Below are 24,313 nucleotides of genomic sequence, written 5' to 3'. Positions count from 1 at the left end.
AACACGGTTCACAGGAGTGAAGTAGGGTGGGCGCGGGCCGATCCGGGGGAGCGCCTCCCGCACCGTCCCGCGAAGGGACACCCGTGACCGATCGCCTCCGCGTCGTCATCGCCTCGCCGCTCAGCCCCGAGCTGATCGCCCGCATCGTCGAGCTCGAGCCGCGCCTCGAGGTCGTCGCCGACCAGAGTCTCCTCCCTCCGATGCGCCACCCCGGCGACCACGGCGGAGACCCCTCCTTCCGGCGCACCCCGGAGCAGCAGCGCGCCTTCGACGAGCTGGTCGACTCCGCCGACGTGCTCTACGGCGTGCCGGACGAGACCCCCGCCGCCCTCGCGCGCACGGCCGCCGCGAATCCGCGCCTCCGCTGGGTGCAGACGATGCCCGCCGGCGGAGGCGCGCAGGTGCGGGCCGCGGGGCTCGACGACGCGCAGCTCGAGCGCATCGCGTTCTCGACCTCGGCGGGAGTCCACTCCGAGCCGCTCGCCGAGTTCGGGGTCTTCGGACTCCTGGCCGGCGCCAAGTCCCTCCCGCGCCTCCAGGCCCTCCAGCGCGAGCGCGTCTGGGGCGGCCGGTGGACGATGGGGCTGATCTCGGAGCAGACGGTCCTGATCGTGGGGCTCGGCACGATCGGGCGCGCGACGGCCCGCAAGCTCCAGCAGCTCGGCGCCCGCGTGATCGGCACGAGCCGCCACGAGACCGAGGTCGAGCACGTCGACGAGATCGTCGCCCCCGACGCGATCGCGGAGGCGGCGGGCCGGATCGACGGGGTCGTCGTCACGCTCCCCGGCACCGCCGCCACCGAGAAGCTGGTCGGCTCCGAGTTCTTCGCCGCACTGCGCCCCGGCGCCTCGTTCGTCAGCGTCGGCCGCGGGACGGTCGTCGACGAGGAGGCGCTGCTCGCCGCCCTCGACGACGGCCGCGTCGGCTTCGCCGCGCTCGACGTGGTGGCGGAGGAGCCGCTCGAGCAGAGCAGCCCGCTCTGGAGCCACCCGAGCGTCCTGATCAGCCCCCACACCGCGGCGCTGAACGTCGCGGAGGACCGCCTGATCGCCGAGCTCTTCGCGCGCAACGCCACCCGCTTCCTCGACGGGGAGCCCCTGATCAACCGAGTCGATACGGTGGAGTTCTACTGATCCCGCCCCCGGAAGAGGACGCCATGGCCCGCCCCGATGCGCCCCCGACGACGGTCGACTCCGACAGGGGATCGGGCGCCCCGGCCGTGTCGCGCGCCATGCGGATCCTCGACCTCCTCGCCGACGCGGGCGGCCCGCGTACGCTGACGGACATCGCCCGCGAGCTCGGGATCGCCAAGTCGTCGACCTCGAACCTCTGCGCCGCTCTCGAGGAGGGCCGGCTCATCCGCCGCGTCGGCTCCGGCTTCCTCCTCGGCCGGCGCACCGTCGAGCTCGGCAGCCACTACCTCGCCGGCTTCGACCCGGTGCGCGAGTTCTACCGGCTCTGCGAGGAGTCGCCGGTGCTCTCGCGTCAGCTGGTGCAGATCGCGCTGCTCGACGGCACGCGGGTCCTCTACCTGGCGGTGCACGAGGGGCGGGAGCGGTTCGCGCTGTCCGCGAGCGTCGGCGACCGGTACCCCGCCTCCGCCACGGCCGTCGGAACGGCGCTCCTGGCCGAGCTCGACGACAGCGAGATCGCCGAGCGCTTCGCCGACGACCGCGACATCGTCGTCTTCACCGACCGGTCCACGTCCTCGACCCGCGAGCTGCTCCGCAAGGTCGCCGCGGCGCGCGTGCGCGGCTACGCGATCGACGACGGCGAGCTGCACCCCAGCGTCCTGGGCGTCGCCGTCGCGGTCCCGGCCGCCACCCGCTCCGATCTCTCGGTCGCGGTCGGCGTCTCGCTGGTCCGGCCGGTCGGCGACGATCAGGAGGAGGTCGTCGCGGCCCTCCGCGAGGCCGCCGCGGCGCTCGGCCGCCCGCCCCTCGTCGCCGGAGCGCCCGACTGACGCCTCGCCGTCCATTCCGTTGAATCCCGTTCACTGGGCTGTTACGCTCGGCCCATCCCGCCTCTGCGGGCCGGAGTGAGCGAGGCACCGTGGCGACCAGCAGAACGAGCAGCACGAGCAGCCGCACCGGCGTCGAGCCGAGGGGCGTCCGCTGATGCGCCTCGCGCGGATCGGGGCCGAGGACGGACCGGCCGTCGTCCTCCAGGTCGCGGGGGAGTGGCGCGAGATCGAGGACGCCTTCGCCGCGGAGCCGGTCGAGACGGGCCGCCGCTGGCCCGTCGAGGGCGCGCACCTGCTGGCCCCGGTGGAGCCCCGCGTCATCCTCGGCATGGCGCACAACGGCTCCGCGGCCGACCGGCTGCTGCCGCCGCAGGCCTTCCACAAGACCGCGCACACGCTGGCCGGGCCCGGCGACCCGATCGTCCTCGACGAGGGCATCGGCCCGGTGGTCGTCGAGGGCGAGCTCGCCCTGGTCATCGGCCGCACCGCGCGGCACCTCACGCCCGAGGACGCGCTCGCGCACGTGCTCGGAGCGACGGTCGCGAACGACGTCACCGCTCCCGGGATGATCGCCGCCGACGGCCTCTTCCTCCAGGGCAAGAACGGCGACGGCTGGACGCCGCTCGGACCGTGGATCGAGACCGGAGTCGACGTCGACGCGGTCGGCATCACGGTGAGCGTCGACGGGGAGGTGCGGGCCGTCTCCTCGACCGACCGCCTCGGCTGGCGCGCCGCCCAGATCCTGGTGCACCTCACCTCCCACCTCACGCTCCACCCGGGTGACGTCGTCCTCACCGGCTCGCCCGGCACGGCCGTCGAGGTCGGGCCCGGCCAGGAGGTGCTGATCGCCCTCGACGGGATCGGCGCGCTCGCGAGCCGCACCGTCGCGGGCCCTCCGCGCGCGGCGCCTCCGCAGCCCTGACACCCGCTCCGACCCTCTGGAGGAACCGTGCTCTTCGACCTGACCGACCGCGTGGCGCTCGTCACCGGATCCAGCCGCGGCATCGGCCGCGCCGTCGCCACCGGCCTCGCCGAGGCGGGCGCCACCGTCGTCCTGAACGGCCTCGACCCCGAGCGCCTCGAGGCCGCCCGCGCCGAGCTCGCGGAGCGGTTCCCCGGCACCGACGACCGCCCGCGGATCCACGCCCGCGCCTTCGACGTCACCGACGACGCGGCCGCCGAGGCGGGCGTCGCCTGGATCGAGGAGGCGGTGGGTCCGCTGCGCATCCTGGTCAACAACGCCGGCGTCCAGCACCGCGTGCCCCTGCTCGAGCTCGAGGTCGCCGACTGGGAGCGGGTGCTGCGCACGAACCTCACCAGCGCCTTCGTGGTCGGCCGGGCGGCGGCGAAGCGGATGATCCCGCGCGGCGCCGGGAAGATCGTCAACGTCGCCTCGGTGCAGGCCGATCTCGCGCGGCCGACGATCGCGCCCTACACCGCCTCGAAGGGCGGGATCCGCAACCTCACCCGCGCGATGACGGCGGAGTGGGCGCAGCACGGCATCCAGGTCAATGCGATCGCTCCGGGGTACATCCACACCGAGATGACGCAGGGCCTCGTCGACGACGAGGAGTTCAACAGCTGGATCCTCGGGCGCACGCCCGCCGCGCGCTGGGGCCGCGTCGAGGACCTGATCGGCCCCGCCGTCTGGCTCGCCTCCGACGGCTCGGACTACGTCAACGGGCAGGTCGTCTTCATCGACGGCGGCATGACCGTCGTCGTCTGAGCCACCCCTCGACCCACCGAACGGAACCCGCATGACCGCGCTCGTCCCCGACTCCACCACCCGCGTCGTCGTCCACGCCGCCGGCGACCTCCGCGTCGAGGAGGCGCCGCTCGCGCCGCGCGGCCCCGGCGAGGCCCTCGTCGCCGTCGCCTACGGCGGGATCTGCGGCTCCGATCTGCACTACTGGACGCACGGCGCCGCGGGCGAGTCGATCCTCCGCGAGCCGCTGACGCTCGGCCACGAGGTGGTCGGCACGGTCGTCGAGGCAGCGGCGGACGGCTCAGGACCCCCGGTCGGCGCGGCCGTCGCCGTGCACCCCGCGACCGCGCGCGGCGAGTGGCCCGACGGGCGCCCCAACCTCGCGACCGAGGGCACCTATCTGGGCAGCGCCGCGCGGATGCCCCACACCCAGGGCGCGTTCGCCCGCCACGTGGTGCTGCCGGCGCGCATGCTCCGCGAGCTGCCCGCCGGTCTCGGGCTCCGGGAGGCGGCGCTCGCGGAGCCGGCGAGCGTCGCCTGGCACGCGGTGTCGCGCGCGGGTGAAGTGTCGGGACGGCGCGCGCTGGTGATCGGCAGCGGCCCGATCGGCGCGCTGATCGTCGCCGTGCTGAAGCGGGCGGGGGCGGCCGAGATCGTTGCGGTCGACCTGGCCGAGGAGCCGCTCGCGATCGCCCGCGCGGTCGGCGCGACCCGGACGATCCGCGCGACCGACGCAGCCGCGATCGCCGAAGTCGCCGCCGACGTCGTCTTCGAGTCCTCGGGCAGCCCGCGCGGCCTCGCCTCGGCCGTCCGGGGCGCCGCCCGCGGCGGCACCGTCGTGATGGTGGGACTCCTCCCCTCGGGCGAGCAGCCGGCCCTGATCTCGCTCGCGATCACCCGGGAGCTGCGCCTGATCGGCTCCTTCCGCTTCGTCGACGAGATCGACGAGGTGCTGGCGGCGCTCGCCGACGGGAGCCTCGCGGTGGCGCCGGTGGTCACGCAGGTGGTGCCGCTGGAGCGCGCGCTCGAGGCCTTCGAGCTCGCCCGCGACGCCTCGCGCTCGAGCAAGGTGCTGCTCGACTTCACCCCGTGACGGGCGCTCGAGGCGCCTCCGGAGGGTCGGGATCGCCCGAGCGTTCGGGGTTCCCTCGGACGGCGGCGCCGCCGGAGCACTACCGTTGCACCATGGCGTCCACCGATACCCCCGATTCCGCCCCCGAAGCCGACACCGCTTCCGAGAGCGCCCCCACGCTCACCTTCTCCGACCTCGGTCTCTCCGACCCGGTCCTCAAGGCCCTCAAGGAGGTCGGCTACGAGACGCCCTCGGCCATCCAGGCCGCGACGATCCCGTCCCTCCTCTCCGGCCGCGACGTCCTCGGCGTCGCCCAGACCGGCACCGGCAAGACCGCGGCGTTCGCGCTGCCGATCCTCTCGCGCCTCGACGTCTCGCAGAAGACGCCGCAGGCCCTCGTGCTGGCTCCGACCCGCGAGCTCGCGCTGCAGGTGTGCGAGGCGTTCGAGCGCTACGCGTCCGGCCTCCGCGGCGTCCACGTCCTCCCCGTCTACGGCGGCCAGGGATACGGCACCCAGCTCTCCGCGCTCCGCCGCGGCGTCCACGTCGTCGTCGGCACGCCCGGCCGCATCATGGACCACCTCGAGAAGGGCACCCTCGACCTCTCGCAGCTGAAGTTCCTGGTTCTCGACGAGGCCGACGAGATGCTCAAGATGGGCTTCGCGGAGGACGTCGAGACGATCCTCGCCGACACCCCCGTCGAGAAGCAGATCGCGCTGTTCTCGGCGACGATGCCCGCGCAGATCCGCCGCATCTCCGGCAAGTACCTGAAGGAGCCGGAGGAGATCACGGTCAAGAACAAGACCACGACCTCCGTCAACACCACCCAGCGCTACCTGATGGTGTCGTACCCGCAGAAGGTCGACGCCCTCACCCGCATCCTCGAGGTCGAGAACTTCGAGGGCATGATCGTGTTCGTCCGCACGAAGAGCGAGACGGAGACGCTGGCCGAGAAGCTGCGCGCCCGCGGCTACACCGCGGCGGCGATCAGCGGCGACGTGGCCCAGGCCCAGCGCGAGCGCACCGTCGAGCAGCTGAAGTCCGGCAAGCTCGACATCCTCGTCGCGACCGACGTCGCCGCCCGCGGCCTCGACGTCGAGCGCATCAGCCACGTCGTCAACTACGACATCCCGATCGACACCGAGTCGTACGTCCACCGCATCGGCCGCACCGGCCGCGCGGGGCGCAGCGGAGCGGCGATCAGCTTCGTCACGCCGCGCGAGCGCCGCCTCCTCGCCGCCATCGAGAAGGCCACCCGCCAGCCGCTGACCGAGATGCGGATGCCGAGCGTCGAGGACGTCAACGTCACCCGCCTCTCGCGCTTCGACGACGCGATCACCGCGGCGCTCGCCGACACCGAGCGCCTGCAGCGCTTCCGCGACATCATCGGCCACTACGTCGAGCACCACGACGTGGTCGAGTCGGACGTCGCCGCCGCGCTGGCCATCGTCGCGCAGGGCGAGGAGCCGCTGCTGCTCTCGCCCGACGACCCCCGCTTCGCCCGTCGCGAGCGCGAGGACCGCGACTCCCGGCCCGACCGGGGCGACCGCCCCGAGCGCGGCGACCGCTTCGACCGCGGCGGCGACCGGGGCGAGCGTCCCGAGCGCCGTCAGCGCCCGGCGAACAGCAACCTCGCCTCGTACCGGATCGAGGTCGGCCGCCGCCAGCGCGTCGAGCCCCGCCAGATCGTGGGCGCGCTCGCGAACGAGGGCGGCCTCAACCGCGGCGACTTCGGGCACATCGACATCCGCCCGGACTTCTCGATCGTGGAGCTGCCGGCCGACCTGCCCCAGGACGTGCTCGACCGCCTCGCCGACACCCGCATCAGCGGCCAGCTGATCGAGCTGAAGCCGGACCGCCGTCCGAGCCGCGCCGGCGCCGACCGCGGCGCACGCCCCAGCGGCCCGAGCCGCTCGAGCGAGCGCCCGGAGCGCAAGCCGCGCTACTGACGCCTCCCGCCCCGGCGGACGGCACTCCGCGAGACGCCACTCCGGTACAGCGACCCTTGCGTGTCGCGAACCGGAGTGGCGTCTCGCGTTGGTGCGGGGGGCGGCCTCAGCGGCGCAGGACGCGGCGGGCCAGCACGTTGCCGAGCAGCTGCACCAGCTGCACGATCACGATGATCACGAGCACCGCGGCCCAGGTGACGACGGGCTCGAACTGCCGGTAGCCGTACTGGATCGCGAAGTTGCCGAGCCCGCCGGCGCCGATGTATCCGGCGACCGCCGACATGTCGATCACGGCGACGAACACGAACGTGTAGCCGAGGATCAGCGGACCGAGCGCCTCCGGCAGCAGCACCGTGCGGACGATCCGGAACCGGCTCGCTCCGACCGACCGCGCCGCCTCGATCACGCCGGGCTGCACGGTCAGCAGGTTCTGCTCCACGATCCGCCCGATGCCGAAGGCGGCGCCGAGCGAGAGGGTGAAGACGATCGCGTCCGTGCCGATGCCGGAGCCGACCACCAGCCGGGCCAGCGGCTGGGCCGCGGCGATGAAGATGATGAACGGGATCGGCCGGAACACGTTCACGATCACGTTGAGCAGTCCGTGGACCACCCGGTTCGCGTAGAGGGCGCCGCCGCGGGTGAGCGCGAGGCCCAGTCCGATCAGCAGTCCGCCGAGCCCGCCGAAGAGGAGGCTCAGCGCGACGATGTAGAGCGTCTCGCCGGTCGCCTGGACGAGCTTGGGCAGGAGCGGGATCAGCTCGTTCATCGGGGCACCTCCGTGAGGGCGACGCGTCCGCCGAGGCGGGCGAGGAGGGGGTCGACGACGCCGTCCGGCGCGTCGAGGGCGACCGTGAGGTGGCCGAAGGCCCGTCCGCGGACGTCGGTGATGCCGCCGTAGACGAGCTCGAGCGGCACGCCGGCCGCCGCGACCTCGGCGAAGACGTCGCCCTGGGAGGCGGAGTCGTCCGAGAACGAGAGCGTGACCAGCCGGCCGCGGTGGCGCGTACGCAGCACGGCCGCCTCCGCGGGCGAGGGCACCGAGCGGACGACCGTGGAGACGAAGCGGCGGGTGACCGGCTCGCGCGGGGCCGAGAACACGTCGAAGACGGGCCCGCGCTCCACGATGCGGCCCGACTCCATCACCGCGACCTTCGTCGCGAGCTGCTGGACCACGTCCATCTCGTGGGTGATCACGACGATGGTGACGCCCAGCTCCTCGTTGATGCGGCGGAGGAGGGCGAGCACCTCGCCGGTGGTGTCCGGGTCGAGCGCGCTGGTGGCCTCGTCGGCCAGCAGGATGCGCGGGGAGGCGGCGAGGGCGCGGGCGATGCCGACGCGCTGCTTCTGCCCGCCCGAGAGCTGCTCCGGGTGGCTGCGCGCCTTGTCGCTCAGGCCGACGAAGCGGAGCATCTCGTCGACGCGGGCGCGCTGCTCCGCCCGCGGGACGCCCGCGACCTGCAGCGGGTAGGCGACGTTCTGCCCCACGGTCTTCGAGCCGAACAGGTTGAACTGCTGGAAGATCATCCCGATGCCCAGGCGCAGCCGGCGCAGCTCGCGCTCGGGCAGGCCCACGGTCTCGCGGCCGTCGATCTCGATGCTGCCGCTGGTCGCGGGCTCGAGGGCGTTGACGAGGCGCGCGAGCGTGCTCTTGCCGGCGCCGGAGTAGCCGATCACTCCGTAGACGTCGCCCGCGTCGATCTCGAGGCTCACGCCGTCGACGGCCGCGGTCGGGGCGGCGCCGCGCCCTGCGCCGGGGTAGACCTTGCGCACGTCGGTCATGCGGATGAGCGGCACAGGGCGCCCTTTCTGTTGCGGGGGAGGCGCGGGACCGCGCCGGTGGGGAGCTCCGCGAGCGGAGGACCCGACCGGCGCGGTGCCGCGGGTGCCGGAGTCAGGAGGCGGCGGAGATGTCGGTCTCGGCGGACTCGAGCGAGGTCTCCAGCTCGGAGGCGGGGGTCTTCAGGAAGACCGCGGTGCCGCCGGACTGCTCCGAGACGCCGTCGAGCACGTCCTGGCTGTCCTGGTAGATCGAGACGAGCTTCGTGTAGGTCTCGTTCTCGGCGTCGTCGGCCCGGGCGGCGAAGATGTTCGTGTAGAGCAGGGAGGCGGGGTCGCTCGGGTCGTCCTGGGCGATCGCGTCCGAGGCCTTGAGGCCCGCGTTCTCGATGAAGTCGTTGTTGATGATCGCGGCGGCCACGTCCGGGAGCGACGTCGGGGTGAGGGAGGCCTCGAGCGCGGTGACCTCCACCTTCGAGGAGGACTCGACGTCGTCGACGTTCGAGAGCACTCCGCCGCCGTCCTTCAGCTCGACGAGCCCGGCCGACTGCAGCACCAGCAGCGCGCGCGCCTGATTGGTCTCGTCGTTGGGGATCGCGACGGTGGAGCCGGCGGGGATGTCCGCGACGTCGTCGTACTGCGAGGAGTAGAGGCCGAGCGGGTAGATCGCGGTCGCGCCGATCGGCACGAGGTCGGCGTCGGCCGAGGTGTTGTACTGCGCCAGGTAGGCGATGTGCTGGAACTGGTTGAGGTCGATCTCGCCCTCGGTGAGGGCGGGGTTGGGCTGGTTGTAGTCGCTGAAGTCGACGATCTCGACGTCGATCCCGGCGGCGGCGGCGGCCTTCTCGTAGGTGGCCCAGTAGGGGTCGCTCGCGCCGACCACGCCGATGCGGACGGTGTCGTCGCCGCCGCCCGCGCCGGAGCAGCCGGCGAGGAGGAGGGCGGCGGAGGCGGCGATCGCGGAGGTCGCGAGGAGTCGGGTGCGCAGGGTCATGGCTGTGGGGATCCTTCCGTGGAGAGGATCCGGGCACTCGGCGCCGACCGGGCGGTGCTGGTCACCGCCGGCGCTGCGACCGGCCTCCGGTCGCTCGGCGCCGCGACTGCGCGGATCCCGGGGATCACCTTACGAAGGCGGTCGGACCCGCGCGGAACCCGCGCGTAACACGGCGACTCGGAGGCAGAGGAGGCGCGCGCTCACCGCGGGATCGCGCTGTGACGGCTGCTCAGCGCCTGACCGCGCCGCGCCGGACGCTCAGCTCGCGAGCGCGCCGTCCTCGCCCGCCGACGCCTCGTGCTTGGCGATCCGCTTCGCGATCGCGTCGCGCTCGGCCCGGAGCGACGCGATGGTCGGCTTGTCCAGGCGGGGGTCGGCCAGATCGGCGAAGGGGCTCGCGGCGCCGGTGCGCGCGGACACGAGCGCGGCGTACGCCTTCGTCGCGGCGCGGAGCTCGGCTCCGGCCCGTTCGACCTTCCGCGGCTTCGACTCCTTGTCCGAGACGAGTCGGGCGTGCTTGTCGAGGGCCTCTACCAGTGCGCGATGCGCAGCGTCAATCTTCTTGCTCATAGGCGCATTATGGCGCAGGATCGGCGCGCGGCGCCGAGTGTGACTCCCCGCGCCCGCCGCCCCCTTCCGTGAGACGCCGCTTCGGCACGCGACACGCCGGGGGAGGCGTACCGGAGCGGCATCTCGCGGGGAGGGGACGGTCGGGTCAGCGGGCGACCGGCGTGGAGACGGACGACGCGCCCGCGCTGGTGGCGACCGCGTCGAGGACGCGCTGCACGTCGAGGGCGTCGGCGAACGTGGGCGTGACCGCCGTGCCGCCGGCGATCGCCTCGACGAGGTCGACGACCTGGTGGGTGAAGAGGTGCTCGTAGCCGATGCCGTGCCCGGTCGGCCACCAGGCCGACATGTACGGGTGCGCCGGCTCGGTGACCTGGATGCGCCGGAAGCCCTGCGCCTCCTCGGGGTCGCGGGCGTCGTAGTACTCGAGCTCGTTCATCCGCTCGAAGTCGAACGCGATCGAGCCGAGCTCGCCGTTCACCTCGATCCGGTTGGCGTTGCGGCGGCCGGTCGCGACGCGGGTCGCCTCGAAGACGCCCAGGGCGCCGCCCTCGAAGGAGGCGGTGAAGGCCGCGGCGTCGTCGACGGTCACGGCGCCGCGCGGGGCGTCGGCACCGGCGCGGCCGCCGAGGCCCACCTGCTCGCTGAGCACGGGGCGCTCGGTGGTGAAGGTGCGCAGCGTCGCCGAGACCGAGGTGATGCCGCGGCCGGTCAGCCACTGGGCGGTGTCGATGCTGTGCGCGCCGATGTCGCCGAGGGCGCCCGAGCCGGCGCGCTCCTTCTGCAGGCGCCAGGTCAGCGGCGCCTCGGAGTCGGACAGCCAGTCCTGCAGGTACTGGGCGCGCACGTGGCGGATGTCGCCGAGGCGGCCCTCCTCGATGAAGCGCTTCGCGAGGGCGAGGGCCGGGGTGCGGCGGTAGCTGAAGCCGCACATCGCCACCTTCCCGGAGGCGGCGGCCGCGGCGACCATCCGCTCCGCCTCCTCGACGGAGTTGGCGAGGGGCTTCTCGCACAGCACGTGCTTGCCGGCCTCGAGGGCCGCGATGGCGATCTCGGCGTGGGTGTCGCCCGGGGTGCAGATGTCGACGAGGTCGATGTCGTCGCGGGCGATGACGGCCCGCCAGTCGGTGGAGGCCTCGCTCCAGCCCAGCCGCTCGGCGCGCTCGGCGGTCGAGTCGGGGTTGCTCCCCACGAGCACGGCGAGCTCGGGGCGGAGGGGGAGGGGGAAGAAGCGGGAGGCGGTGCGCCAGGCGTGCGAGTGGGTGCGGCCCATGAAGGCGGTCCCCACCATCGCGACGCGCAGGGCTCGGTCGTTCGACATCGTCGTCCTTTCGTCGGCCGTACGACCCTGCCACGGGTCGGGGCGCGGGCGCTACCGCGCTCGGCGAGGCCGCCCCCGGGGCGACGCGCCCGGGCTGCACGGACATGAGCACGTTCATAGGGTTCGGAGAGCGCTCTATCACGGACGGAATGTCTCAACAGCCGCCGTCAGATGTCGCGTAATCCCGCGGATCCCTGCCCTGACGCGGTAGCAGGAAGCCCTCCGGGCGACTGGGCGATCACCCGAACCGCCTTCGAATCGGTTCAGAACTTTTGCTTGACCCGCGACGTAAGTGGAAGTAGCTTCATCCGCATGGTCACCGCAGACCCCCGCAGCACTGCTGCACAGCCTCTTCCCCGCACCTCCGACGAGTCTCAGCAGCTGCTTCTGCAGATGCGCGGCATCGTGAAGGTCTTCCCCGGCGCCCGTGCTCTCGACGGCGTCGACCTCGATGTCCGACCCGGTGAGGTGCACTGCCTCCTCGGCCAGAACGGCGCCGGCAAGTCCACCCTCATCAAGACCCTCGCCGGGGCCCACCAGCCCACCGAGGGCGAGATCCTCGTCGACGGGAACGTCGTCACGATCCCGTCCCCGACGGCGGCCCTCGCCCTGGGCATCGCGACGATGTACCAGGAGCTCGACGTCGTCGACGGCCTCTCCGTCGCCGAGAACATCTTCCTCGGCCACGAGCTCTCCCGCGGCGGCTTCACCGCCCGGGCGAAGGCCACGAGGATCACCCGCGAGCTGATGGAGCGCCTCGGCCACTCCGAGATCTCGCCGAACCGCGAGGTCGGCACGCTCTCCGCCGCCGGCAAGCAGATCGTGCAGATGGCCCGCGCCCTCTCGCACGACGCGCGGGTCATCATCATGGACGAGCCCTCCGCGGTGCTCGACTCCGAGGAGGTGGAGAACCTCTTCCACGTGGTGCGCCAGCTCACCGCCTCCGGCGTCGCCATCGTCTACATCTCGCACCGCCTCGACGAGATCCGCGCCATCGGCGACCGGATCACCGTGATCAAGGACGGCGCCACCGTCGCGCAGAACCTCGCGGTCGCCGACACCCCCACCTCGCAGCTCATCACCCTGATGACCGGTCGCGCCGTCGAGTACGTCTTCCCGGACCGCCAGGAGCTCGACGTCGAGGCCGAGACGCTGCTGAAGGTCGAGAAGCTGGGCCTGCAGGGCTCCTTCTCGGACGTCTCCCTCGAGATCCGCGCCGGCGAGGTCGTCGGCCTCGCGGGGCTGGTCGGCTCCGGCCGCTCCGAGATCCTCGAGACCATCTACGGGGCGCGCCGCGCCAGCACCGGGACGGTCAGCGTGGCGGGCAAGCGCCTGCGCGCCGGATCCGTCACCTCGGCGGTCGACGCCGGCATCGGCCTCTGCCCGGAGGAGCGCAAGAGCCAGGGCCTGCTCCTGGACGAGCCGGTCTACCGCAACATCACCCTCTCGACCTTCGACCGCTTCGCCAAGCGCGGCTTCCTCGACGAGCGCTCCGAGCGCGCGGCGGCGGCCGAGCAGGCGGTCTCCCTCGACCTGCGGCCCTCCGGGGTCGACCGCGACGCCCGCACCCTCTCCGGAGGCAACCAGCAGAAGGCGCTCCTCGCCCGCTGGCTCGTGCGCGGCTGCCGCGTCCTGCTGCTCGACGAGCCGACCCGCGGGGTCGACGTCGGCGCACGGGCCGAGATCTACACCCTGATCAGGGACCTCGCGACCAACGGCGCCGCCGTGCTCGTGGTCTCCAGCGAGATCGGCGAGGTCCTCGGACTCTCCGACCGAGTGCTCGTGATCTCCGACGGCGCCGTGGTCCACGAGGGCCCGGCCGATTCGATCGACGAGCACCGCGTGCTCGATCTCGTCATGGAAGGAAGTGCAGCGTGAGCGGACAGCTCGACACCGCGTCGCCGTCGATCGGCGGTCCGCAGGAGGACGCCGCCCGTCACGCGTCGGCCGCGACGGGAGGCTCCTCCGGGGGCGTGCCCTCGAAGGACTCCCGCTCCGGGATGGCCCGCCTCATGCAGGGCTCCCTCGGCCGCAACGTCGGGCTGCTGCTCGCGCTGGTGATCCTCTGCATCGTCGGATTCGCGACCGCGGGGGAGCGCTTCGCCAGCGTCGACAACGTGCTCACGATCCTCCGCCTCGCCGCCGTCATCGGCGTGCTGAGCATCGGCATGACGTTCGTCATCACCTCCGGCGGCATCGACCTCTCGGTCGGCTCCGTGATGGGGCTCGCGACGGTCTGGGCGAGCACGGTCTCGACCCAGTACTACGCGGCCAACACCTCCTGGCTGGTGATCGTGCTCACCGCGGTCGTCGTCGGCCTCGTCTGCGGCCTGATCAACGGCGCGCTGATCGCCTACGGCCGGGTCGTCGCCTTCATGGCGACCCTGGCGATGCTCGTCGCCGCCCGCGGCTTCGCCGAGCTGATCTCGAACCGCCAGACGCAGGTCGTCACGGTCACGCCGTTCCTCGACTTCTTCCGCGCCGACGTGCTCGGCATCCCGGTGCTCGTGCTGATCTTCGTGGTCGTCGCCGTCGCCGGCTGGATCCTGCTCAACCGCACCACCTTCGGCCGCCGCACCATCGCGGTCGGCGGCAACCCCGAGGCGGCCCGCCTCGCCGGCATCAAGGTCCGCCGCCACACCATGTACGTCTACGGCCTCGCCGGGCTCACCGCCGGCATCGCCGCCGTCATGATGCTCGCCCGCACCACCGCCGGCAGCTCGACCAACGGCCTCCTCTACGAGCTCGACGCCATCGCGGCGGTCGTCGTCGGAGGCACGCTGCTGGCCGGCGGCCGCGGCACCATCGTCGGCACCGTGTTCGGCGTCCTCATCTTCACGACCCTGACCAACGTGTTCACGCAGAACAACATGTCGACCTCGACTCAGGCCGTCGCGAAGGGCGCGATCATCGTCGCCGCCGTCCTGCTGCAGCAGCGGTTCGCCGCCCGCGGCAGGAAGTCCTGACCCCGGGGCTCCGGCCCCGCTCCTCCACACACAGCAACCCACCCGACCACTCAGGTCACCTCTCCGCAGGACACGTGTGCCCTCGGACCCCTCGGATCGATCGAAGGAGATCACTTCCATGCCCGCACGCCCCTTCACCCGCAGCCGCCTCTCCCGCACCGCCCGACTCGGCTCGGCCGGCGTCGCCTTCGGCGCCGTCGCGCTGATGCTCACCGGCTGCATCTCGAACGCCCCGGTCGAGACCGGCAACGCCGCCTCCGGCGGGACCGCCGCCGCCGTGGCCGCCTCGGACAACGACGCCTCCGGCGACAACGTCGTCATCGGCTTCACCGCTCCCGCCGCCGACCACGGCTGGATGGGCGCGGTCAGCCGCGCCGCCATCGCCGAGGCCGAGAAGTACGACGACGTGGAGCTCCGCACCGCGGAGGGCACCAACGACGTCAACCTCCAGATCAGCCAGGTCGAGACCTTCATCAACGACGGCGTCGACGCGATCGTGCTCCTGCCGATCGACGGAGCGGCGCTCACGCAGGTCGCCACCCAGGCGATGGAGGCGGGCATCACCGTCATCAACGTGGACCGCGAGTTCTCCAGCCCCTTCGCCGCCCGATCGACCATCCTCGGCGACAACTACGGCATGGGCGTCAGCGCCGGCACCTACATCTGCGAGGAGCTCGGCGACAACCCCGACGCCGTCGTCGCCGAGATCGCCGGCATCGACTCCCTCCCGCTGACTCAGGAGCGCAGCCAGGGCTTCTCGGACGCGCTCGAGGGCTGCGGACTCGACGTGGACAACCGCGTCGCCGCCGACTTCACCGTCCAGGGCGGAGAGCAGGCCGCGGCCAACCTCCTCCAGGCCGCGCCGAAGATCGACGCCATCTGGAACCACGACGACGACCAGGGCGTCGGCGTCCTCGCGGCGATCGACACCGCCGGACGCGACGAGTTCCTCTTCGTCGGCGGCGCCGGATCGGCCAACGTGATGCGTGCGATCGAGGCCGACGACTCCGTCGTCAAGGCCACGGTCGTCTACCCCTCGACCCAGGCCGCGGACGGCATCAAGCTCGCCCGCCTCGTCGAGCAGAACAAGTCGATGGCCGACACCAGCTCGCTCGGCGTCCCCCGCCAGATCCAGCTCTTCGCGCCGGTCGTCACCAAGGACAACGTCTCCGAGTACCTGCCCTCGGCCTTCGAGTCCTGATCGGCCCCACCAGCCCGGGTCGGCGCGGGAACCATCCCGCGCCGACCCCCACCTCGGCGTCGCCCCGGGATCACTGACGACCCGCAGCGCAGCGCCACCGGCATCCGCGAGAGGAGGAGGAGTGCAAGACACCGGCCCCAGGGCCGGACAGGAGGAGACCGGATCCGCTCAGTCGTGCGGACAGCGACGGACCCGGCCTCTGCGATGAACACCTCATTGAAGGAATCACATCACGCATGAATGGTAAGCGATCCTCGAGAAGAAGCATCAGGCGTCTTCTCGCACTCGGCATCGCCGGGATGGTGACGGTCTCCGGACTCACCGCCCTCGGCCTGCCCGCCTCGGCCCACGACGGAGTGGACCACGGTTCCGAGGGCGGAGCATCCGCTCTCGACTGGAGCAACTACGAGAAGGTCCTGCTGACGAAGAACGTCGGCGAGCCCCTCGACCTGGCCGTCCTCCCGGACAAGTCGGTCCTCCACACCGCTCGGAACGGCGAGATCCGCCACACCGACCCCAAGACCGGCACCACCCGTGTCGTCAACACGATCCCCGTGTACCAGAACTCGGAGGACGGGCTGCAGTCCGTCGGCATCGACCCCGACTTCGCCGAGAACAAGTGGGTCTACCTCGTCTACGCGCCCCCCGGGAACACCCCGACCGGCGCGGCTCCGAACATGCTGCCCGAGGGCGCGACCGACAGCTACTGGGACCAGTGGAAGGGCATCAACCGCCTCTCCCGGTTCAAGTGGACCGGCTCGGGCCTCGACCTCGCGAGCGAGCAGAAGATCATCGACATCGAGACCCAGCGCGGGCAGTGCTGCCACGTGGGTGCCGACTTCGACTGGGACGCCGACGGCAACCTGTACCTCTCCACCGGCGACAACACGCCGGCGAGCGCTCCGGGTGCCGCGGGCTTCGCGCCGAACAACGACGCGCCCCGCATGAACCCGGGCTTCGACTCGCGTCGCGGCGCCGGCAACACGAACGACCTCCGCGGCAAGATCCTCCGGATCACCGTGCAGGAGGACGGCTCGTACACGATCCCCGAGGGCAACCTCTTCCCGGTGGGAACCGAGAAGACCCGCCCCGAGATCTTCGTGATGGGCGTCCGCAACCCGTTCAAGATCGACGTCGACGCCGAGACGAACACCCTCTCCTGGGGCGACTACGGCCCCGACGCCACGAAGGCCGCTGCGGCCGACGGCGTCCGCGGCCCGATGGGCCTCGTCGAGTGGAACGCGACCGGACTGGACGAGCCGCACAACTCCGGCTGGCCCTACGTCCACGGACCCAACGCGCCGTACAACGAGTGGAACTTCGAGACGTCGACGCCCCGCGGCTTCTTCGACCCGGAGAACCTGAAGAACAACTCGCGCTGGAACACCGGCCTCGTCGACATCCCGGACGCCAAGGCGGCGACCGTCTACTACGGCGACAACCCCGGCGACCAGCCGTTCGACGAGCTCGTCAACTTCGGGACCAGCACCGGCCAGGGCCCCATGGGCGGACCGGTGTACCACTTCGACGCGGAGAACACCTCGACGTCGAAGTTCCCGGAGTACTGGGACAAGAAGACCTTCTTCGGCGAGTTCTCGCAGGACTACATCGCGGCGTTCACGCTCGATGAGGACCGCGCGGTCACGCACATCGAGGACTTCCTCCCCAACGCGGCGCTCAGCCAGGCCGCGCAGCCGATCCACGACAACCCGATGGACATGGAGTTCGGCCCCGACGGGTCGATGTACGTGATCGAGTACGGCGACGGATTCTTCCGCGCCAACCCCGACGCGGGCCTGTACCGGATCGACTACGCCGAGGGCAACAAGGCGCCGCAGGCCCGCTTCACCGCGACCCCCCTGTCCGCCTCGCAGACCCCGCTCGAGGTCACGTTCGACGCCAAGGGATCGACCGACCCCGAGGGCGACGCGCTCACCTACGACTGGGACTTCGACGGCGACGGCACCTTCGACGCCACCGGAGTGACCGTCAAGAAGACCTACACCGAGCTCGGACAGTTCACGGCCCGTCTGCGCGTCACCGACGCCAAGGGCAAGTTCAGCCTGACCTCGCGGGTCATCTCGGTCGGCAACCAGGCGCCGCAGATCCAGATCCAGACGCCCGGCAACGGCTCGTTCTTCAGCTGGGGCGACGCGATCCCCTACCAGGTGACCGGCAAGGACGCTGAGGACGGCGACCAGATCGTCAGCAGCCGCGTGGGCTGGACCTACGGCCTCGGCCATGACGAGCACGCCCACCCCGAGGTCACCGGCACCGGTGCCAAGGGAGCGTTCCCGACGTCCAAGGACTCACCCGAGCACGGCCCCGGCGCGCTGCTGTACGGCACCGTCGTCGTGACCTACACGGACGGCGGCTTCAACGGCCTGCCCCCGGCTGCGGCCGAGGCGACGCTGCGGCTGAACCCGAAGACGCAGGAGGCGGAGCACGCCGCCCGTGAGGGCGTCCTGCCCTACGCGGACACCACCGCCAGCGGCGGCAACGCCGTCAGCGGACTCGGTGCGGGATCCTTCCTGCGCTGGGACCCGGTGAACTTCGCCAACCTGACCGGCGTCGTGGTCCGCGCCACCGGTGAGGGCACCGTCGACCTCCGCTGGAACGCTGCCGACGCAGCGCCCTTCGGAACGGCGACCATCCCCGCGGGAGCCGGCTGGAAGGACGTCCTCGTCCCCTTCGGCACCAACGTCCCCCGCGGCACCGGCTCGCTCTACGTGACCTCGCCCAGCGGCCTGTCGCTCGACTCCCTCACCTTCCAGGGTGCCGGCGCCGGTGACAAGACGGCTCCGACCGTCGCGGCGACCCTCGACCCGGCAGCGCCCGCGGGCGTCGGCGGCGTCTACAACAAGCCCGTGACCCTCGGCCTCACCGCCACGGACAACGGAGCGATCTCCACCGTCCAGTACTCCGCCGACAACGGCACGACGTGGACCACGGTCCGCGCCGTCAACGGCGCGTACACGGTCCCGTTCACCACGAACGGCGCCCGGACGATCCAGTACCGCGCCACCGACACCGGCGGCAACGTCTCGGCGGTCGGCACGGTGAAGTTCACGATCGACCTGGCCGCGGCGAACGCCCCGACCGCCGCGTCGACCACCACCGTGGCGCTCTCGGCTCCCCGCGTGACCTTCGGGGCACCCGGCGAGGCGACCGTCGCGGTCACCGGTCAGGGTGGGAACCCCGGCGGAGAGGTCGTCCTCTACGAGGGCGCCACCGAGCTGGGCCGCGCGACGCTGAAGGACGGCAAGGCGACCTTCGCCCTGCCGAAGACCCTCGGCGCCGGCACCCACACCCTCCGTGCGGCGTACGGCTCGGACGCCACCTTCAAGGCCTCGGAGGGCACCGCCCGCCTGATCGTCTCGAAGGCCGCCTCGGAGCTCACCGCGACCGTCTCGCCCAACCCGGTCAAGCCGGGCGCCAGCGCGCAGGTCACGGTCGACGCGAAGTCCTCGACGGGTGTCGCCGGCACCGGTCAGGTGAGCGTGATGGTGAAGAGGAACCTCTCCACCGTCGCGATGCTCACCGGGACCCTCGACGAGAACGGGCACGTCGTGGTGACGCTCCCGAAGCTCGCGGCGGGCAGCTACAAGCTGACCGTCACCCACACCGCCACGGCGGACACCAACGCCGCGTCGGCGCTGCTGAACCTGACCGTCCAGCAGTAGCCACCGCGCAGGGGCCGGCCGGCTCGACCGGGCCGGCCGGCCCCCCACCCCCTGCACCATCTGCCATTTCGAAGGAGAAATGATGCACCACCACCACGCATCCATCACGGCCAAGCCGATGAGCCGGCGCTCGCTGATGACGGCCCTGGCCGCATCGACCGTCGCGGTCGGCGTCGGAGCGGGAGCCCTCGCGGCGCCCGCCACGGCCGCCCCCGCGCCCTCGTCCGGATCCACGCGCCTGGTCCCGATCAACCGCATCGGCATCCAGCTCTTCAGCGTCCGCGACAAGGTCTCGTCGCTCGGCTTCCGGGCCGTCTTCGAGGAGCTCGGCCGCATCGGCTACAGCGAGATCGAGTTCGCCGGGTACACCCAGGGCAACGTCGGGGCGATCACCCCGCAGCAGATCCGCCAGCTGCTCGACGACAACGGCCTCCGCGCCGTCGGCTCGCACGTCGGCACCAACCTCCTCCGCTCGGAGCTGGGCAAGCAGATCGAGATCGCGCAGATCCTCGGCACGCCGCACCTCGGCACCGGCAACGCGCCCACCAACGTCAACACCAAGGCGGGCTACCTCGCCGCGGCGGAGGAGTGGAACAAGTGGGGCCAGCAGGTCTCGGCCGCGGGCATGAAGCTCTACCAGCACAACCACGCCGGTGAGTTCGGGTTCGCCACGGACGACCCCAAGACCCGCCTGTACGACCTCTTCTACGACAACACCGACCCGCGTCACGTGTACCTCGAGATGGACGTCTACTGGGCGTACGTCGGCAAGAAGCTCTACCCGGGCTTCGAGCCGCTCGACTACATCAAGCGCAACCCGCGCCGCTACCCGATCCTGCACCTCAAGGACGGCAAGACGAACAACGCCAACACCAACGGCTACGACATCGTCGAGTTCGGCGCGGGCAACCTGCCCTACCAGGCGTTCCTCTCGGAGCTGCGCGACCGCGGCCAGCGCTTCGGCGTCTGGGAGCAGGACACCGCTCCCACGCTGGCGACGCCGCCGAGCACGGGGAACTCCCTCGAGGCCGCTTCCCGCAGCTACTCCGCGATCGCTGCGCTCCGTGGCTGAGCGCACCTCGCGCCGCGCGCGCCGCACCGACAGCACCACCACCAGCACGACGCGCACGAGCGCACCGAGGAGAACCCCCATGAAGTGGAAGACGCCCACGGCGGTCCTCGCGGCCGCCTCCCTCGCGATGGTCGCCGCACCGTCCGCCTTCGCGGCGACGACGGACTGCACCACCGAGCTCGGGAACCAGACGATCACCGGAGACCTCAACGTCGGCGCAGGCCAGACCTGCGTGCTCGGCAACGTGACCGTCACCGGCAACGTCATCGTCGGCGACGACGCCTGGCTGGACGCCACCTCGGCGACCATCGGCGGCGACGTGATCGGCACCGACGCGTACGGCATCTCGATCGACGGCACCAGCGTCGGCGGAGACGTCGTGTCGTTCTCGGACGGCAGCCGCAACGGCTTCCTCTACCTGCGCGACCTCACGGTCGGCGGCATGGTCGAGGCCGGCGGGATCGACGTCGAGTTCAGCGACCTCTCGGTCGACGGCTCGGTCAGCACCGACGCGGCGAACTACGTCGACGTCGACCGCACCAGCGTCGGCGGCGACGCCACCTTCGCCGGCAGCGACTTCGGCGTGAACGTGCAGGGCGCCATCGTCGGCGGCTCGCTCGCCGTCACCGGCTCCTCGCGCGGCGTCCTCCTGGGCGCGAACGAGGACGGCTCGGCCTCGGCCCTCGGCAACACGGTGGGCGGGAACCTCACGCTCTCGGGCAACTCCGGCAACGTCCAGCTCGCGGGCTCGACGGTCGGCGGGCGCATCGCGCTCGCCGACAACGCGCCGGCGGTCAACTTCGGTGCGGGCAACACCGCCGCCGGAGTCGACGGCACCTTCACGGGAACGGCGGCGGGCGCTGCGGCGGCCGGCGACCAGGCCGTGGCCGTCATCGTCCCCGAGGCCAACAAGGGCGAGCTGACCTGGACGCTCGAGGGCACCAGCAACCTGGTGAACCTCGGTGTCGCCGAGGAGCAGGGCGACCACTTCGCCGCCTCCGGTGAGCTCGTGCCGGTCCGCGTGACCGACACCCGCCTCAACGGCCCGGCCTGGTCGGTCACCGGCCAGCTGAGCGACTTCCGCTCCGGCGAGAAGACGTTCTCGGGCAAGCACCTCGGCTGGACCCCCGAGGTCCTGGAGAACACGGGCGGTGCCGTCGCCGGCGCTGCCGTCCCCTCCGGGTTCGACTCGGGCAACGGCCTCGCCACGCCCCGCGTCCTCGGCTCCGCCGCGGCGCAGCACCCGACCGGATCCTCGGTCCTGGGCGCCGACCTCGACCTGAAGCTCCCGCTCTCGGTCGGAACCGGCACCTACACCGCGACGCTGACGCTCACCGCGCTCGGCTAGCACCGGTGGGGCGGCCTCCGGGCCGCCCCACCCTCCCCCCGTCTCTCCGCGAGACGCCACTCCGGTCCGCCCCGCTCGGCGTGCCGCGTACCGGAGCGGCGTCCCGCGGGGAGGCATCCCCCCCTTGCAACGGAAGCCTGATCGATGTCGCTCATGCCACGCACCTCCCGCACCACCGCCGCCCTGCTGCTGATGACGCTCCTCGCAGCCGGCGGCCTCTCGGCTCAGGCGGGTGCCCAGGAGGCGGACCCCGCCTCCACGCCGGTCACCTGGGGGGTGCGCCCCGCCGACACCGAGCAGGGCAGCGAGCGGCCGAACTACGCCTACGCCCTCGATCCCGGCGGACGCCTCAGCGACGCCCTGATCGTCTCCAACTACGACGACGAGGAGCAGACGTTCCGCGTCTACGGCTCCGACGGCTTCATCACCGAGGCCGGCCAGCTCGACCTGCTCCCCGCCGCGGAGCCCTCGACGCAGCTCGGCAGCTGGATCGCGTTCCCCGAGCCCGAGGTCACCGTGCCCGCCGGCGAGAGCGTGCAGGTCCCCTTCGAGGTCGTCGTCCCCGACGACGTGACCCCGGGCGACTACGCCGCGGGCGTCGTCTCCTCGATCCTGGTGCAGGGTGAGACCGGAGTCTCGGTCGACCGGCGCCTGGGCTCGCGCATGTACCTCCGCGTCGGCGGCGAGCTCGCCCCGCGCCTGTCGATCGACGGCCTCGCCGTCTCGTACGAGGGCGGCTGGAACCCCTTCGCCCCCGGCTCCGCGACCGTCGACTACACCGTGACCAACGCGGGCAACACCCGCATCGCGCCGGGCGCCGAGATCAGCGTCGCCGGCCTCTTCGGCCTCGCGCCGGTGTCCGCGACCGACCCGGAGCCGCTGCCCGAGCTCCTCCCCGGAACCTCCGTCTCGCGCACCGTGACCGTCGCCGGAGTCTGGCCGCTCTTCGTCGCGACCGCCCGCGCCGCGCTCTCGGGCACCGTCGTCACCGCCGACCAGGCCGCGCAGGCCGACTCCGCCGTCGTCGTCCCCGACGTGCCGGTCGCCACCGCCGAGACCTCGGCCGCGGCCGTGCCGTGGAGCGCCGTGCTCCTCCTCGCCCTGCTCATCGGGCTCATCGTGCTGACCGTCGTCCGCCGCCGCCGCCGGGCCGCGGGGGAGCAGGCGCGCATCGACGCCGCCGTCGCCGCCGCTCTCGGCGCCCAGCCGGAGGACGCCGACCGCGCGGAGGTCCGCTCCTGACCGGGTGCGGCCGACGCGGTCCGCGGGGGATCGCGCCGGCGCGGCCCGCCGCCTCCGAGCCCGCGGCCGCCGCTCTAGCGGACCGCCCGCCCCTCGGCGCGCAGCTGCTCGAGGAAGCCGTCCACTACGGCGGGGCTGAGCAGGTGCCCGCGCAGCATCAGCGCGGCACCGCGCACGCCCCCGCTGCCGCCCAGCTCGGCGGTCACCACGTCGAGCCGCTGCGTCGCGAGGGGGAGGGAGCGCTCGTCGATCACCGAGCGCACGGCCGTCAGGATCTCCGGGCTGGCGAGGGCGACCGCGCCGCCCAGCACGATGACGGAGGGGTTCAGCAGGCTCACGCAGGTGGCCAGCACCTCGCCGAGCTGGAGTCCCGCGATCCGCGCCGCCTCGACGGCCTCGGGATCGCGCGCCTTCAGCAGGTCGATCAGCTCGCGCACCGACTGCACGTCGCGGCCCGCCCGGGCGAGCCCGGCGGCCAGAGCGGAGCCGCCCGCGACCGCCTCGAGGTCCCCCTCCTGACCGCCCGCCGCGGCCGGGGCCGTGCGCGGCACCTGGACGTGGCCGAGATCACCCGCGGAGCCGAGGGCTCCGCGCTGGAGCAGCCCGGACGAGACGATGCCCGCGCCGATGCCGGTGCCGACCTTCACGAACATCAGGTCGAGGGCGTGCGGGAACCGCGAGGCCCGCTCGCCGAGCGCCAGCAGGTTCACGTCGTTGTCGACGAGCACCGTGGTGTCGTAGCGCCGGCGCACGAAGGCGGGGATGTCGAAGCCGTCCCAGCCGGGCATGATCGGCGGGCGCACCGGGCGGCCGCTCGCGTGCTCCACCGGGCCGGGCACGCCGACCCCGATGCCCGCGAGGGCGGTGCGGTCGACCCCGGCCGCGGCGAGGATCCCGTCGCAGACGTCGAGCGCGTGCCCGAGCACCGCCACGGGGCCCTGCGCGATGTCGAGCTCCTCGCGGCGCTCGGCGATGATGCGGCCGTCGAAGTCGGTCAGCGCGATGGTCGAGTGCGCCGCGCCCAGGTCGATGGCCAGGAGCGAGCGGACGGCCGGGTCGAAGACGAGGCGCGCGGACGGGCGGCCCCCGGTCGACGGAGCGCGGTCGAGGTGCGCGATCAGTCCGAGCTCGAAGAACTGCTCCAGGCGCGTCATCACCGCGGTCCGCGCGAGACCCGTCTCCTCGACCAGCTCGGCGCGGGTGCGCGGTCGACCGTCGGCGAACAGCCTCAGCATGTCGCCGGTCGCGGTACCGGCGCGCTCGGCCACGCTCAGCTCCTTCTCTCGGCCCGGAGGACGGGTTCGGGGGACAGCACACCTGAGGAAACCAGTCGACGCACGGTCGCGCAATCTCGGCGGGCCCTGCGTGCGGGTCCTGCGCAACACGGCCGGCCGGAGGCGCGACGCGCGCCCGGCCGTGGCCCCTCCCCACTCCGATCGCCCGGGTGCGCCCCG

General features: G+C 72.5%; 19 protein-coding genes. 13 read left to right on the top strand and 6 right to left on the bottom strand.

Going from position 1 to position 24,313, the window contains the following annotated elements; genetic code table 11:
• Positions 1-83: 83 nt before the first annotated feature.
• From C5C25_RS05585 to C5C25_RS05560, 6 genes are all read left to right on the top strand, one after another.
• Complete coding sequence (locus C5C25_RS05585) at positions 84-1,133, top strand: D-2-hydroxyacid dehydrogenase (protein WP_258069349.1); 1,050 nt, start codon at positions 84-86, stop codon at positions 1,131-1,133.
• 23 nt (positions 1,134-1,156) lie between these two features.
• Positions 1,157-1,963 carry an IclR family transcriptional regulator gene (locus C5C25_RS05580; protein WP_104249987.1) on the top strand — a complete coding sequence of 269 codons (807 nt, stop codon included), beginning with the start codon at positions 1,157-1,159 and terminating at the stop codon, positions 1,961-1,963.
• 154 nt (positions 1,964-2,117) lie between these two features.
• Complete coding sequence (locus C5C25_RS05575) at positions 2,118-2,885, top strand: fumarylacetoacetate hydrolase family protein (protein ID WP_104249986.1); 768 nt, start codon at positions 2,118-2,120, stop codon at positions 2,883-2,885.
• Between the two features lie 27 nt (positions 2,886-2,912).
• Positions 2,913-3,689: an SDR family oxidoreductase gene (locus C5C25_RS05570; RefSeq protein WP_104249985.1), complete on the top strand. Its 777-nt coding sequence runs from the start codon at positions 2,913-2,915 to the stop codon at positions 3,687-3,689.
• 31 nt (positions 3,690-3,720) lie between these two features.
• Positions 3,721-4,761 (top strand): L-idonate 5-dehydrogenase, encoded by a 1,041-nt coding sequence (locus tag C5C25_RS05565; protein WP_104249984.1) that lies wholly within the window; start codon positions 3,721-3,723, stop codon positions 4,759-4,761.
• Between the two features lie 92 nt (positions 4,762-4,853).
• Complete coding sequence (locus C5C25_RS05560; protein ID WP_104237941.1) at positions 4,854-6,689, top strand: DEAD/DEAH box helicase; 1,836 nt, start codon at positions 4,854-4,856, stop codon at positions 6,687-6,689.
• A 106-nt stretch (positions 6,690-6,795) separates the two neighbouring features.
• On the opposite strand, the gene C5C25_RS05555 is transcribed toward C5C25_RS05560, so the two are convergent.
• From C5C25_RS05555 to C5C25_RS05535, 5 genes are all read right to left on the bottom strand, one after another.
• On the bottom strand, positions 6,796-7,455 hold the full coding sequence (locus C5C25_RS05555; protein WP_104233527.1) for a methionine ABC transporter permease: 660 nt from the start codon (positions 7,453-7,455) through the stop codon (positions 6,796-6,798).
• Positions 7,452-8,468 (bottom strand): methionine ABC transporter ATP-binding protein, encoded by a 1,017-nt coding sequence (locus tag C5C25_RS05550; RefSeq protein ID WP_104250094.1) that lies wholly within the window; start codon positions 8,466-8,468, stop codon positions 7,452-7,454. The genes C5C25_RS05555 and C5C25_RS05550 overlap by 4 nt, the downstream gene beginning before the upstream one ends.
• Positions 8,469-8,580: 112 nt before the next feature.
• On the bottom strand, positions 8,581-9,459 hold the full coding sequence (locus C5C25_RS05545; RefSeq protein WP_104249983.1) for a MetQ/NlpA family ABC transporter substrate-binding protein: 879 nt from the start codon (positions 9,457-9,459) through the stop codon (positions 8,581-8,583).
• A gap of 258 nt (positions 9,460-9,717) precedes the next feature.
• Positions 9,718-10,029: a hypothetical protein gene (locus tag C5C25_RS05540; protein ID WP_104222458.1), complete on the bottom strand. Its 312-nt coding sequence runs from the start codon at positions 10,027-10,029 to the stop codon at positions 9,718-9,720.
• Positions 10,030-10,174: 145 nt separating this feature from the next.
• On the bottom strand, positions 10,175-11,347 hold the full coding sequence (locus tag C5C25_RS05535) for a Gfo/Idh/MocA family protein (protein WP_104233530.1): 1,173 nt from the start codon (positions 11,345-11,347) through the stop codon (positions 10,175-10,177).
• Between the two features lie 393 nt (positions 11,348-11,740).
• On the opposite strand from C5C25_RS05535, the gene C5C25_RS05530 reads away from it, so the two are divergent.
• The 7 genes from C5C25_RS05530 to C5C25_RS05500 all read left to right on the top strand — a co-directional run bounded on the left by C5C25_RS05530 (position 11,741) and on the right by C5C25_RS05500 (position 22,859).
• Positions 11,741-13,225 carry a sugar ABC transporter ATP-binding protein gene (locus C5C25_RS05530; RefSeq protein ID WP_219812904.1) on the top strand — a complete coding sequence of 495 codons (1,485 nt, stop codon included), beginning with the start codon at positions 11,741-11,743 and terminating at the stop codon, positions 13,223-13,225.
• 122 nt (positions 13,226-13,347) lie between these two features.
• Entirely contained in the window at positions 13,348-14,313 is a 966-nt protein-coding gene (locus C5C25_RS05525; protein WP_104222491.1) for an ABC transporter permease, read from the top strand.
• A gap of 118 nt (positions 14,314-14,431) precedes the next feature.
• Positions 14,432-15,514, top strand: coding sequence for a substrate-binding domain-containing protein (locus tag C5C25_RS05520; protein ID WP_104222461.1), 1,083 nt, complete (start codon positions 14,432-14,434; stop codon positions 15,512-15,514).
• Between the two features lie 236 nt (positions 15,515-15,750).
• The gene (locus C5C25_RS05515) at positions 15,751-19,197 is read left to right on the top strand and encodes a PQQ-dependent sugar dehydrogenase (RefSeq protein ID WP_146079431.1); all 3,447 of its coding nucleotides are present in this window, start codon (positions 15,751-15,753) and stop codon (positions 19,195-19,197) included.
• 82 nt (positions 19,198-19,279) lie between these two features.
• Positions 19,280-20,269, top strand: coding sequence for a sugar phosphate isomerase/epimerase (locus C5C25_RS05510; protein WP_219813837.1), 990 nt, complete (start codon positions 19,280-19,282; stop codon positions 20,267-20,269).
• Between the two features lie 79 nt (positions 20,270-20,348).
• The gene (locus tag C5C25_RS05505; protein ID WP_104226600.1) at positions 20,349-21,617 is read left to right on the top strand and encodes a hypothetical protein; all 1,269 of its coding nucleotides are present in this window, start codon (positions 20,349-20,351) and stop codon (positions 21,615-21,617) included.
• Positions 21,618-21,770: 153 nt separating this feature from the next.
• A complete protein-coding gene (locus tag C5C25_RS05500; protein WP_146076959.1) occupies positions 21,771-22,859 on the top strand; it encodes a hypothetical protein in 1,089 nt (362 codons plus the stop codon).
• A 74-nt stretch (positions 22,860-22,933) separates the two neighbouring features.
• Here the strand turns inward: C5C25_RS05500 and C5C25_RS05495 are convergent, their stop codons facing one another.
• A complete protein-coding gene (locus C5C25_RS05495) occupies positions 22,934-24,127 on the bottom strand; it encodes an ROK family protein (RefSeq protein ID WP_258062157.1) in 1,194 nt (397 codons plus the stop codon).
• Positions 24,128-24,313: the final 186 nt, after the last annotated feature.

The organism is Rathayibacter sp. AY2B9, assembly GCF_002931595.1.
GTDB lineage: Bacteria > Actinomycetota > Actinomycetes > Actinomycetales > Microbacteriaceae > Rathayibacter.
This window is presented reverse-complemented; position numbering and strand designations above follow the sequence as displayed.

Coding starts and splice junctions, on each gene's coding strand:
- C5C25_RS05545 (WP_104249983.1), bottom strand. CDS start 9,459: ATGACCCTGCGCACCCGACTCCTCGCGACCTCCGCGATCGCCGCCTCC.
- C5C25_RS05500 (WP_146076959.1), top strand. CDS start 21,771: ATGCCACGCACCTCCCGCACCACCGCCGCCCTGCTGCTGATGACGCTC.
- C5C25_RS05530 (WP_219812904.1), top strand. CDS start 11,741: ATGCGCGGCATCGTGAAGGTCTTCCCCGGCGCCCGTGCTCTCGACGGC.
- C5C25_RS05550 (WP_104250094.1), bottom strand. CDS start 8,468: ATGACCGACGTGCGCAAGGTCTACCCCGGCGCAGGGCGCGGCGCCGCC.
- C5C25_RS05580 (WP_104249987.1), top strand. CDS start 1,157: ATGGCCCGCCCCGATGCGCCCCCGACGACGGTCGACTCCGACAGGGGA.
- C5C25_RS05540 (WP_104222458.1), bottom strand. CDS start 10,029: ATGAGCAAGAAGATTGACGCTGCGCATCGCGCACTGGTAGAGGCCCTC.
- C5C25_RS05505 (WP_104226600.1), top strand. CDS start 20,349: ATGAAGTGGAAGACGCCCACGGCGGTCCTCGCGGCCGCCTCCCTCGCG.
- C5C25_RS05560 (WP_104237941.1), top strand. CDS start 4,854: ATGGCGTCCACCGATACCCCCGATTCCGCCCCCGAAGCCGACACCGCT.
- C5C25_RS05525 (WP_104222491.1), top strand. CDS start 13,348: ATGGCCCGCCTCATGCAGGGCTCCCTCGGCCGCAACGTCGGGCTGCTG.
- C5C25_RS05515 (WP_146079431.1), top strand. CDS start 15,751: ATGAATGGTAAGCGATCCTCGAGAAGAAGCATCAGGCGTCTTCTCGCA.
- C5C25_RS05565 (WP_104249984.1), top strand. CDS start 3,721: ATGACCGCGCTCGTCCCCGACTCCACCACCCGCGTCGTCGTCCACGCC.
- C5C25_RS05520 (WP_104222461.1), top strand. CDS start 14,432: ATGCCCGCACGCCCCTTCACCCGCAGCCGCCTCTCCCGCACCGCCCGA.
- C5C25_RS05575 (WP_104249986.1), top strand. CDS start 2,118: ATGCGCCTCGCGCGGATCGGGGCCGAGGACGGACCGGCCGTCGTCCTC.
- C5C25_RS05535 (WP_104233530.1), bottom strand. CDS start 11,347: ATGTCGAACGACCGAGCCCTGCGCGTCGCGATGGTGGGGACCGCCTTC.
- C5C25_RS05555 (WP_104233527.1), bottom strand. CDS start 7,455: ATGAACGAGCTGATCCCGCTCCTGCCCAAGCTCGTCCAGGCGACCGGC.
- C5C25_RS05510 (WP_219813837.1), top strand. CDS start 19,280: ATGCACCACCACCACGCATCCATCACGGCCAAGCCGATGAGCCGGCGC.